The organism is uncultured Veillonella sp. (assembly GCF_963543145.1).
In the GTDB taxonomy this organism is placed as follows: Bacteria; Bacillota; Negativicutes; order Veillonellales; family Veillonellaceae; genus Veillonella.
Genome location: NZ_CAUTZP010000001.1, coordinates 245,600 through 257,929, shown reverse-complemented (window position 1 = coordinate 257,929; position 12,330 = coordinate 245,600). Strand labels below are relative to the sequence as shown.

General features: G+C 37.9%; 12 protein-coding genes and 1 riboswitch. All 12 genes read right to left on the bottom strand.

Features of this window, described 5'->3' with window-relative positions; genetic code table 11:
* Positions 1-17: 17 nt before the first annotated feature.
* The 12 genes from rsmB to RWZ05_RS01170 all read right to left on the bottom strand — a co-directional run bounded on the left by rsmB (position 18) and on the right by RWZ05_RS01170 (position 12,263).
* Positions 18-1,373 (bottom strand): 16S rRNA (cytosine(967)-C(5))-methyltransferase RsmB, encoded by a 1,356-nt coding sequence (gene rsmB / locus RWZ05_RS01225; RefSeq protein WP_314641267.1) that lies wholly within the window; start codon positions 1,371-1,373, stop codon positions 18-20.
* On the bottom strand, positions 1,354-2,148 hold the full coding sequence (locus RWZ05_RS01220; RefSeq protein WP_314641266.1) for a DUF116 domain-containing protein: 795 nt from the start codon (positions 2,146-2,148) through the stop codon (positions 1,354-1,356). The genes rsmB and RWZ05_RS01220 overlap by 20 nt, the downstream gene beginning before the upstream one ends.
* Positions 2,132-3,145, bottom strand: coding sequence for a methionyl-tRNA formyltransferase (gene fmt, locus RWZ05_RS01215; RefSeq protein WP_314641264.1), 1,014 nt, complete (start codon positions 3,143-3,145; stop codon positions 2,132-2,134). Before fmt ends, RWZ05_RS01220 begins: the two co-directional genes overlap by 17 nt.
* The gene (gene def, locus RWZ05_RS01210) at positions 3,138-3,626 is read right to left on the bottom strand and encodes a peptide deformylase (RefSeq protein ID WP_314641261.1); all 489 of its coding nucleotides are present in this window, start codon (positions 3,624-3,626) and stop codon (positions 3,138-3,140) included. Before def ends, fmt begins: the two co-directional genes overlap by 8 nt.
* A 13-nt stretch (positions 3,627-3,639) precedes the next feature.
* Positions 3,640-5,823, bottom strand: a complete 2,184-nt coding sequence (gene priA, locus RWZ05_RS01205) for a primosomal protein N' (RefSeq protein WP_314641258.1) — start codon at positions 5,821-5,823, stop codon at positions 3,640-3,642.
* A gap of 63 nt (positions 5,824-5,886) precedes the next feature.
* Positions 5,887-7,077, bottom strand: coding sequence for a methionine adenosyltransferase (gene metK / locus RWZ05_RS01200; protein WP_314641256.1), 1,191 nt, complete (start codon positions 7,075-7,077; stop codon positions 5,887-5,889).
* Between the two features lie 49 nt (positions 7,078-7,126).
* Positions 7,127-7,227, bottom strand: a riboswitch (SAM riboswitch).
* Positions 7,228-7,271: 44 nt separating this feature from the next.
* On the bottom strand, positions 7,272-8,936 hold the full coding sequence (locus RWZ05_RS01195) for a SulP family inorganic anion transporter (RefSeq protein WP_314641255.1): 1,665 nt from the start codon (positions 8,934-8,936) through the stop codon (positions 7,272-7,274).
* A gap of 55 nt (positions 8,937-8,991) precedes the next feature.
* The gene (gene coaBC / locus RWZ05_RS01190; RefSeq protein ID WP_314641252.1) at positions 8,992-10,185 is read right to left on the bottom strand and encodes a bifunctional phosphopantothenoylcysteine decarboxylase/phosphopantothenate--cysteine ligase CoaBC; all 1,194 of its coding nucleotides are present in this window, start codon (positions 10,183-10,185) and stop codon (positions 8,992-8,994) included.
* Between the two features lie 54 nt (positions 10,186-10,239).
* Positions 10,240-10,455, bottom strand: a complete 216-nt coding sequence (rpoZ, locus tag RWZ05_RS01185) for a DNA-directed RNA polymerase subunit omega (protein WP_314641250.1) — start codon at positions 10,453-10,455, stop codon at positions 10,240-10,242.
* Positions 10,456-10,459: 4 nt separating this feature from the next.
* On the bottom strand, positions 10,460-11,089 hold the full coding sequence (gmk, locus tag RWZ05_RS01180) for a guanylate kinase (RefSeq protein WP_314641249.1): 630 nt from the start codon (positions 11,087-11,089) through the stop codon (positions 10,460-10,462).
* Positions 11,090-11,097: 8 nt separating this feature from the next.
* Positions 11,098-11,367, bottom strand: coding sequence for an extracellular matrix/biofilm regulator RemA (gene remA / locus RWZ05_RS01175; protein WP_004695657.1), 270 nt, complete (start codon positions 11,365-11,367; stop codon positions 11,098-11,100).
* 14 nt (positions 11,368-11,381) lie between these two features.
* Entirely contained in the window at positions 11,382-12,263 is an 882-nt protein-coding gene (locus tag RWZ05_RS01170; protein ID WP_314641247.1) for a YicC/YloC family endoribonuclease, read from the bottom strand.
* Positions 12,264-12,330: the final 67 nt, after the last annotated feature.

Here is a 12,330-nt window from a genome sequence, read left to right as displayed (position 1 = left end):
TCACTCCATTTCTTATATTATGATATGCGTTTCATGCGAGCCATAAAGAATCCATCCATATGATCTCGCGGAGGATATGTTGAAATCATACCATCTGTAGCCGGTGGTAACCCTTCATGGGATACAGGGTCGATAATAAAGTTCTTATGAGTTGCTAAGAATTTTTCCAATACATCCTCATTTTCACCGCTATTGATAGTACATGTGGAATATACTAAATAGCCATTAACCTTAACCATTTCAGACGCTTTTTCTAATATTTCAAGCTGTAATGGAGGTAATTCATTTAGTAAGTCCTCTGTTTTACGCCAACGCATATCTAATTTCTTTTGTAATATGCCAAGACCAGAACAAGGGGCATCAACTAACACTCGATCAAATTGTTCCTTCCAATTATCAGGTAAATATCTACCATCTTGTAATTTAGTAGAAACAATAGATACGCCTAATCGTTCTGCATTCTGATTCATAAGATCCAACTTATGGTCATAAATGTCACAACTCATAATAGCGCCCGTATTGTTCATAAGGCTTGCCATATGCATAGACTTACCACCCGGTGCGGCACAGCAATCCAAGATACGTTCTCCAGGTTTAGGATCTACTACATGGGCAACGAGCATAGACGCTTTATCCATAAAGGTAATATGACCTTCTATAACTGGTTTTGCTTTTTCTAAGTGCCCTTGATGACCATCAATATACACTACTTCAGGAATATCTTTATCTTGTTCAACAGTCCATCCTAAATTTTGTAATTCTTGTAAACAATCCTCAATTGATACTTTCACCGTATTAATACGCGCCGTCAAACGAGGTTGTTCATTGAACCAAGCACATAGATCTACTGTCTTATCTTTGCCCATTTCATTCATCCACAAAGTAACAAGCCATAATGGTTGGTTGTAGATAAAAGAGATCTCTTCAGCTTCAGACTTAGCAAGTTCACCAATAGAAATACTATGGCATTCACGCAAAACCGATCGCAATACAGCGTTTACAAAACCAGATAATCCTCTTGTTAACTTCTTAGCAAGTTTAACAGATTCATTGACCGCCGCGCTTTCAGGGACCTTATCCAGGTAGATGATTTGGTAAATCCCAAGTCTAAGAATTTCCACAACCATAGAAGATAGTTTCTTTAAAGGTCTCTTTGCAAAGTGAACAATTATGGCATCCAAATAATTTTTTCTACGAATAACACCATAAACAAGTTCTGTAAAGAACCGTCGATCCAAATCGGATAAATGATATTTTTGTAAATACTCTTGCAACTTAATATTTGCATAAGCACCATTACGATTAATATCGCTCAATGCTTTTACAGCAAGCAACCGAATATTCTGTTGTTGGTTATTCTTTACTTCTGACATCACTATTCCTACCAATCAATTGTTCTACCACTGCACGAACACGTTCAGGATTTACTGTTGTATTACAACACGGACCATTAGGACGTTCATTTAATACGCCAATAACAGGTATAGGGAATACATCTGCCATACCACTTGCTAAATCTCGTTCACAGGCTATCGCTACAATAGCTTTAGGCCTTGCTTCCTTTACCTTCATTCGTGCTAAGGTACCTCCAGTGACAACTATAAATTGACATCCATAGTCTTTAGCCACTTGTAATAGGCTACCAACTTGACACCGTCCACACTGCTTACAATTGTATACATCATGTGTTACCTTATGAACACATGAACTTTCTTGCAAACAATGTGGCGTCAATAATAATATACGTTCTGGATCAACCGTATACATATCAAGCATCACAAGATGATTTATTAAATCAATCATAGACTGACGAAGTTGATCCTTAGTAACCCCTCTCACCTTACCAATCGCCAAAGTCAATGGAAATAATCCATATATAAACTGATTGGCCAATCTTAAAACAATAGGATGTAACCGTATAATACCTGTACTTGCAACAATAAGGGATAAACACAAACCCCATATAATACCTATCAGAATAGAAAAAACTATTCTACTCATGATAGGTGCAATAGGATGTAATTGTGATAGCCCAGGCTCTAATACATACATTAGAAAACCAAGCACCGCTGTGAGCAAAGCACATGTAATAGCTGATAATATCAGGTATAACGGATACGTTTCGTACTGTTTAATTTGAGTCCCCAAATACGATACCTTCCTTTATCTGATGTCCATTAATAAAATCTGTAGCAGAAATGCGCTTTTTATTTTCTGGTTGAACCTCAGTTAACAACACAACATTTTTGTCTCCACAAAGAACAACCAAGCCCCCAGTTCTACCGACAATGGTACCAGCGTCTTGATTCGTAGAAACCTCTACAGTTTTCCCCTGAACAGATACATTTAACACCGCTTCTCCTATACTGATCACATCAGGATTTTCTGCCATCCATACCTTTAACCGTTTTCCGTCGAGGTAAGTATAACATCCAGGTGCTGGATTAAGTCCTCTAATGAGATTTACAATTTCATGGGCTGGCTTAGACCAGTCAATCCGCCCCATTTCTTTTGTAATCTTAGCAGTGTGTGTTGCCATTGTATCATCTTGTGGAGTCGCCACAATGTCTCCATTAACCCAACGAGTTAGTACGGGAACGATTGTTTCCCCACCAAGCACCGCCATACGTTCAAATAGCTGCCCTGTCGTTTCACTTGGTAAAATGTCGGTCTCCACGATATCGATGATATCCCCTGTATCAAGACCGTCATCCATATGCATAATGGTAATACCTGTTTTAGTATCCCCATTTAAAATGGCATAGTGAATCGGTGCAGCCCCTCTATAGTTAGGCAAAATAGAAGCATGTACATTGATACACCCGTATTGAGGTAATTGAATAAGCCAAGGTGGTAAGATTTTACCATATGCAATAACCACTATTACATCAGGTTTTAATGCTTCTAATTCTGCTTGCACTTGCTCATCCCGTAAAGTTACAGGTTGATAAACAGGCAAGTTATGTTCTAAAGCAGCTACCTTTACCGGTGGCATTTGAACTTGTTTGCCGCGACCCTTTTGTTTATCTGGCTGACAATATACACCAACAATAGAGTGACCAGCCTTAATTAATGCTTCTAAAGTAGGAACTGAAAAGTCAGGCGTCCCCATAAATACGACGCGCAATTGTTTTTGATTAGACAATTTCTTTCTCCTCTGGATGATCAGTAATCAATCGTAAGTTAGTTGCTTTTTCAATAAACAAATGACCTTCTAGATGATCAATTTCATGTTGGAAAATACGTGCTAAGAATCCTTCAGCTTTAATTGTTACCTTTTTATTATGAGGGTCTATACCCTTAACTGTAATTTTTTCGAATCTTTCCACATCGCCAAAATACCCTGGTACACTCAAACACCCCTCTGGTCCCACTTGAGAACCCTCAGCATGTGTAATTTCGGGATTAATTAATGCAATGAGTCCACTACCGGCATGATCGTCTACTACGATAATTCGTTTAGAAACAGCTACTTGAGGTGCAGCAAGTCCAACGCCTTCAGTCTCATACATTGTATCAGCCATATCATCGATAAGGGCTCTGAGTTTTTTATTAACATGTTCTACAGGTTCCGCAATTTGTTTTAAAACTGGATGACCTGCTTTTACAACATCTAATACTGCCATTTATACTCCTATACTAAACAGGATCTACATCAATCAAAAGTCCTTCTTGTGTAAAGATCCATGAATTATATATATATTCTTTCAAATTCGTTAAATCAGTACCACGAATCATAATCGCTAAGCGATACATATCTCGTACCTTTTTTATAGTTGCTTCGTAAGGACCATTAATAAGAATATCTTGCTCTCCTTTATGAGCCTCCAAATCATCTACGATTCGATTTGCAATGGACTCTAAAGTATCCATATCTTGATGACGCACTACCATGTGAATCATTTCTCTAAATGGAGGATATCCTAAAGCTTTTCTATTTTGAATTTCTTCATGGTAAAAGCCTACATAATCATGAGCCTTACTCTTTATTATAGCATAATTTAATGGATTATATGTTTGTATTACGACACTACCTGTTTTATCCCCTCGACCAGCTCGTCCAGAAGTTTGGGTAAGCAAATCAAAAGTTCTTTCAGAAGCGGTATAGACAGGAATATTTAAAACCGAATCAGCTGTTAAAATACCAACTGCTGTTACATCTTTAAAGTCATGACCTTTAGATACCATTTGGGTTCCTAATAAAATATCGTATTTGTGAGCCCCAAAGTCATGTAAAATATCTTCTGCCAATTGTTTGTTTTTAGTTACATCTTGATCAAGGCGGGCAATGCGAGCCGATTTAAAATGACGTCGCAACTCTTCCTCTACCTTTTGTGTACCGGATCCAAAGAATTTAATGCGTTTACTATTACACTTTGGACAAACCGTAGGAATCGGTTCGTGATGTTCACAATAGTGACAGCGCAATTCTTCGCCCGCTTGGTGATACACCATTGCCACATCACAATGAGGGCACATAATAGTTTCTCCACAATCGCGACACATTACAAAGGTATTATAACCACGTCTGTTCAAAAGAATAATCATTTGATTATGTTCATTTAATGTTTTCTGAATCAAGCTACTCATAGCGTCAGAAAAGACAGAGTAATTACCATGGAGGATTTCTTCCTTCATATCAACAATAGTTACCTTTGGCATAGGTTGTTCAAAAATACGATGCGGTAACTCGAGTAAATGATACTCTCCTTGCTTAGCTTTATAGTAAGAAGTAATAGCTGGTGTAGCAGAACCTAAAATCACAGGACAACCATGTGCTTCACCACGCCATAAGGCAACATTACGGGCATGGTATCGAACCATATCCTCTTGTTTATAAGATGTATCATGTTCTTCATCCACAACAATAAGACCGATGTCCTCAGCAGGAGCAAATATAGCCGAACGGGCACCAATAATAATATGACTATCCTTACGTCGCAACCGTTCCCAATTATTATTGCGTTGTTGTACCGTCAGTTTACTATGGAATACTACAACTTCATCGCCAAAGGTTTCCACGAATCTACGCACAATTTGGTCGGTCAATATAATTTCAGGCACCAAGATAATGGCAGTCTTATCTTGACTAATACATTTTGCTGTAGCCCGTAAATATAATTGAGTTTTACCGCTACCAGTTACACCATGAAGCAAGAAGGTTTTATGTTGATGATTATTCATAGCCTCTTCTATAGGCTCATATACGGCTTGTTGCGTTTGAGTAAGTGGAATGTTCACCTCTTCAGTTAAAAGCTCTTCAAAAGTTGTTTTTGTAGCTTTAAAACGCGATTCAACAACAATCCCTTTGGCTTCACTTACTTGCTTTATAACCATGCGAGAAAAGCCCTTAGCTAATAATAGTGCCTTGGATGCGCCACCTACCTCAAGTAAGTATTTTGCTAATTCACGTTGTTTCTTTTTTCGTTCAGAAAATTGCTCTATTGAAAAATCAGGCTCAACTACAAGCCATTCTTCTTTTGGTGCTTCATAGGATTTTAATGTTTTATTTACCGTAAATAATCGTAGGGCATCACCATAAGAAAAAAGATAATACTCATTTAAACGTCGCGCCGTATCCATCATTTCTGGTGTAAACCAAGGCTCACTATCTAATACTTGCACTATATTTCGCAACGTGAACTCAGGGGGCTCAGCTAGTTCTTCATAACCAATGAGGATGCCTTCTTCACGACTATGCCCTAAAGGAATGAGTACGCGAGTACCAGGTAGAACGTTACCAAACTTTTCAGGCATTAAGTAGCTCAATGGTTTATGAAGTTGTTTAGCAGGTCTGTTAATAATAACTTGTGCTACACGCATGGACTCATATCCTTTCATTTACTATAAAAGGTCTCAGTAGAAATCCTACTAAGACCTTTTGTATTATAAGCCAGCTTCTTGTTTTAAAATTTCCGCTTTATCTGTACGTTCCCAAGGTAAATCTACATCAGTTCTACCAAAGTGACCATACGCTGCAGTTTTACGGTAATGAGGTTTTAACAAATCAAGCATTTCAATGATACCTGCTGGACGAAGGTCGAAATGTTTCTTAATGAGTTCTTGAATTTTAGATTCCTCAATACGGCCTGTACCAAATGTATCAACCAATACAGATACAGGTTTTGCAACGCCAATAGCGTAAGCAACTTGTACTTCACATTTATCAGCAAGACCTGCTGCAACAACGTTTTTAGCTACATAACGAGCTGCATATGCTGCAGAACGGTCTACTTTCGATGGATCTTTGCCAGAGAAAGCACCACCACCATGACGAGCCATACCGCCGTAAGTATCTACAATGATTTTACGACCAGTTAAACCAGCATCACCATGAGGACCACCGATTACGAAACGACCAGTTGGATTGATGAAGTATTTAGTATTTTCATCAACAAATTCTGCAGGCAATGCTGCATCGATAACATAGCGTTTCAAATCTGCTTTTATTTGTTCTTGAGTTACTTCTGGGCTATGTTGTGTGGAGATAACGATTGTATCAATACGTTTTGGTTTACCATCAACATATTCAACAGTAACTTGAGTTTTACCATCTGGACGAAGGTAGGTCAAAGTGCCATCTTTGCGAACTTCTGTAAGACGACGGGATAAACGATGAGCCAAAGAAATAGGCATAGGCATAAGTTCAGGTGTTTCATTAGTTGCATACCCAAACATCATACCTTGGTCACCAGCACCGATTTTATCAAGTGCTTCACCATTACCATCTTTTGATTCTAGTGCTTCATCAACGCCCATTGCAATATCAGCAGACTGTTCATCGATAGAAACTAGTACACCACAAGTATCGCAGTCAAAACCAAATTTAGCACGTGTATAGCCAATATCTCTAATAGTATCACGTACAATGCGAGGAATATCCACATATGTATTTGTAGAGATTTCACCCACTACATGAACTAGACCAGTAGTAACTAAAGTTTCACAAGCTACACGAGCAGTTGGATCTTTTTCAATAATTGCATCCAAAACAGCATCAGAAATTTGGTCAGCTATTTTATCTGGATGGCCTTCAGTAACAGATTCAGAAGTAAAAAACATATGTTTTTCAGCCATTTTATCCTCCTAATACGAAAAAAAGCCTCTCATGTACTCATGAGAGACCCTCCCATCTAACGACATTTGTCATAGGAATTAGCACCTTTTCCAATTGGAATGGTTGCTGTAGCTTCACAGGGCCTATCCCTCCGCTACTCTTGATGAGTTACAGAAATATTATAGTGTATTTACAGTGAGAAAGCAAGTCATTATTATACTTCTTTCCCCTCTTTCAAGGCTAAATCATGTTCAGCTTTATGAAGGGCACTTTCAAATTGTCGATACATATGATGACGTCCTAGAACATCTAAGAAGTCAGATTTATACATTTCTCTACGAATATCGTAACTCACGTCACTAAGCAAAACTTCAATGTCTCTCTTTTGAAGTTCTTCTATGATGCCTCGTAGAATACGTAATCCCGTCAAATCTACAAAGGGTACTTTTACAAAACGAATAATTAAATATTTTGGATCTTTATGTATAGAATTTAAGGCTCTATCAAAAGCGCTGATGGCACCAAAGAATAAGGGTCCTTCCACAGTATATACCATAATGTCAGGATGAAGCGTTATTTCGTGCTTAATTTGTTCAGATAATTCAGCACAACTCGCTTCATGGACATCGATGGTACTAACCATTTTACGCATAAACTGCAAGACTGCAAGGACCACACCAACATTTACAGCAACTACCAAATCAGTAAAAATCGTTAAGAAAAAGGTAAGTAATAAGATTATCTGATCTGGTCTTGGTGCTAAAATGAGCATTCGTATAAAACGCGGTGCATCACTCATATTATAAGATACAACAAACAATATGGCTGCCATAGATGCTAATGGAATGTAGATAGCATAAGGAGCTAAAAATAATAAAATAGCGCTTAATGTAATAGCGTGAACAATGCCCGCTATTGGAGAATTACCACCTTGCCGAATATTAGTAGCTGTTCGAGCAATTGCACCTGTAGATGCAATACCACCAAATAATGGTGCAAAAATATTGGCTAACCCTTGTCCAAATAACTCAGTATTAGACTCATGCTTAGTACCGCTCATACCATCTGCCACAACAGCGGATAATAAAGATTCTATAGCCCCTAACATAGCAATGGTAAAGGCAGGCCCAATTAAGGTTAAAATCTTATCAAAGCTTAAGCTTGGTATAGAGCACTCTGGTAAACCTTGCGGGATACCGTCAAACGCACTCCCTATAGTCAAAACAGTAGGAAACTGATAAATAGCTTGTATGACAGTAGCAATTATCATGGCTACAATTGGAGCAGGCACTTTATTAATATAAGGAATTTTTGGCAAAACTAATAAAAGTATTAAGCTCAGTAACGCAATGCCTAAAGTTGGTAAATCAGAATAAGGCAATGATTGAATCATGGCCCACAATTTCTCGTGGAAATGAGCCATATAAGGCAACTGAGGAAAACCAAAGAAATATGGCCATTGGCCTACCCAAATAGTAACACCAATCCCCGCAGTAAAGCCCATAATAACCGGTGTTGGTATAAATCTAATAACAGTACCTAATTTAGCTATACTCATTAAAATAAGCATAACACCGGCCATCATGGTTGCAATTTGTAAGCCATCAAAACCATAATTGACAACAATACTGCTCAATAAGACAATAAACGCCCCTGTAGGACCTGCAATTTGTACGGGGGAGCCGCCAAATAAGGAGACAAATATACCTGCAATTATTGCTGTATAAATACCTGCTTGAGGCGTAACGCCGCTGGCAATAGCAAAAGCCATTGCTAGCGGTAAAGCTACAACACCAACTACTAAACCGGCAATAATATTATTAAGCCATTTTTCTTTTCCCAATGAGCCATCTAAATATGCTTTTTGTATAGCAAACATATAAGAAACACACCCTTCATAATACTACACACACAAGAATTGATATATGTTAGTCTTATTTGTTTACTACTAACTCAATAACCTCTTTCATGATATATCGAGCAAGATCAGATTTTTTCATATTAGGCATTTCTTTAGGGTCTTTATCAGGATATAAGAAATAACCTTCGTTTGTATCTACGTTAAAGCCAGCATTAGATTTGCTTACATCATTAGCAACAAGCATATCTAAATTTTTTCTAGCCACTTTATCTTGACCATACTTGATTACATGTTCGGTTTCTGCCGCAAAACCAACAAGGATTTGATGTCTTTTATGAGAACCTAAACCTTGTAAAATATCTGGATTCTTTACAAGCTCTAGCGTCATAGATTCCATTTTCTTAATCTTTTGTTCCGCTTTATGAAGCACTCTAAAATCGGAAACGGCAGCCGCCATAATAACGACGTCTACATCATTGTAACGGGATTCAACGGCTTCCTGCATAGATAATGCAGAATCTACAGGAACAAACTCTACACCACTTGGTACAGCTAAAGAGGTTGGGGCACTCACTAAGATCACATTAGCCCCCATTCGTGCAGCTTGTTCAGCAATAGCATATCCCATTTTACCGCTAGAACGATTTCCAATATAACGAACTGGATCTATGTTCTCCTGAGTACCACCAGCTGTAACAAGCACTGTAGTACCTTCAAGTTCAGACGTTTTACACAGTTGATTTTCAAGCCATTCTACAATAGCTACAGGTTCGGGCAGGCGACCAACACCCGTAATGCCACAAGCAAGCCAACCTTCATCAGGGTCCATAATATGATAGCCCAAGGATCGTAGACCTTCTAAATTACGTTGCGTTATGGGATTGTTATACATTTCTGTATTCATGGCAGGGCAAAGATATTTAGGTGCTGTAGTTGCCATAATCGTTGTAGTTAACATATCATCTGCAATACCAGCATAGATTTTACCGATCACATTAGCCGTAGCTGGTACTACTACATAAGCATCCGCCCATGTAGCCAATGCAATATGTTCCACATCCCATTGATGCACTTGTTCAAACATGTCTAGTGCTACAGGGTGACCACTAATCTCACCAAAGGTCAATGGTGATGCAATATTCGTAGCATTACGAGTCATCACAACCTTGACCTCTGCCCCTTTTTTACGAAGACGACTAACCACTTCAATTGCCTTATACGCTGCAATCCCAGCAGAAACTGCGACAATGATATGTTTTCCGCGCATGTTCTTCTCCTTTTAAAAATTCCTTGTATCAAAGATACAAGGAATTGATTCATCTTATTTAATGCCTTCTTTAGTGCGTTTATAAGTCACTTCACCTTCAGCGATTTCGTAAAATGCTAAAGATACAGGCTTGTCAGTTGCATGTGCAGATTCAGCTAGGCATGGTTCGCCGTCTGTTAATTCACGAGCCCGTTTAGCTGCTAATGTTACTAGTGTATATTTGCTATCTACTTGGCTTTCTAATTTTTTTAATGGAGGTTTTACCATCATACTATCACTTCTCCTTAGACTCTTGATATTGTTTATAAATATATTGAATTTGTTCTTTGTTACGTGTAATCTTACAAGCTTCTGCACGTAAAATTGATGCTACTCTTTCAGATGCTTCTGCTAAATCATCATTTACAACGATATAGTCATAACGATGAGCTAATGCCAATTCTGAACAAGCTAGTGACAATCGCTTATCTATAACCTCTTTTGCATCAGTACCACGATTATGTAATCGCTCAGATAATTCAGTTAAGGATGGCGGTACAATATAAATGAATACGGCATCACTAAAACGTTCCTTAACCTGCATAGCACCTTGAATATCAATTTCTAGCAATACACTTTTACCCTCATCTAATAAATCCATTACATGTTGTTTAGGTGTACCATAGTAATTATCATATACCTTTGCATACTCCAAGAATGCATCTTCACTAAGTAAAGTCTCAAATTCCTCCTTAGAGCGGAAGAAGTAGTTAACCCCTTCCTCTTCACCAACACGCGGTGCACGTGTAGTCATAGAAACGGAATAAACTAAATTAGGCATTTCTTTACGAATATTCGCACAAATCGTACCTTTACCTGCGCCAGATGGCCCGGATATAACGATTAATAATCCTCTGTCTGACATATATACTCCTATGATTCCACTGTATCTACATCTACATCATGTTGCACAAGTCGATGTGCTACGGTTTCTGGTTGAATTGCAGATAATACAATTTGACCACTATCCATAACTAATACAGCACGAGTCTTACGACCATATGTAGCATCAATGAGCAGGCCCTTATCTCTAGCATCTTGAACCATTCTTTTAATCGGTGCAGATTCAGGGCTAATGATAGCCATAACACGGTTAGCAGATACCATATTACCAAAGCCTATATTCAGCAATTGAATACTCATTCATGGACCTCCTATCACTCTACATTCTGTACTTGTTCTCTAATCTTCTCTAACTCACATTTAAGTTGAACCACAAACTCTGTAATATTGGAATCCATAGCCTTAGATCCAATTGTATTTACTTCACGATTCATTTCTTGCAAAATAAAATCGACCTTTCGACCGATTGGATTTTCATCTGTAAGTGTGTTTTTTAATTGTACCACATGTGAGCTGAATCGGACAATCTCTTCCGTAATATCAGTCTTATCAGCTAATATAGCAATTTCCTGTAGAAAGCGCTCTTCACTAATACTTGCTTCTAAAGAAACTAAATACTCTTGAATTTTACTTCTAATATGTTCACGATACGCTTCTACAGCACCAGCTTTATTAGTATCAATATGAGAAATAATATTTTCTAGTGTGACGATACGGTCCACTAAATCTTGTTGAATATGTTCGCCTTCCACAGCTCGCATAGTAATCAAAGTATCTAATGCAGAACTTGTTGATTCTGTCACTATATTAGAAAGTACCTCTTCTGCAATAGGAGTATCTTGTTGTTGAATCCAATCATCAGAAATTGAATTTACCGCTTGTAATGGCACCTTTTTAGGGTCATCATAAAATTCTTCTTGAACAAGTAATTCTTGAATTTGTTTTCTTAATACACTATTTATAATAAAAGTTTTAGGTCTCTCACCAGCATCTTGAATAGAAACCGATACCTCTACCTTACCTCGATTTATACGCTCTTGTACCATCCCGCGAATGATACTTTCAAAAGGATTCATTTGTTTTGGACTACGTATAAACAAATCTAAGAAACGTGCATTGACAGACTTAATTTCTACCGTACAGGTAATGCCATCCTTGGTTGCTGTACCAGAACCAAAACCGGTCATACTTTTCATAAGATATCCTCCTTAGTAGTTTTTATTATTGTACCACGAATTACACAATCCGTGTTTAAATACTAAG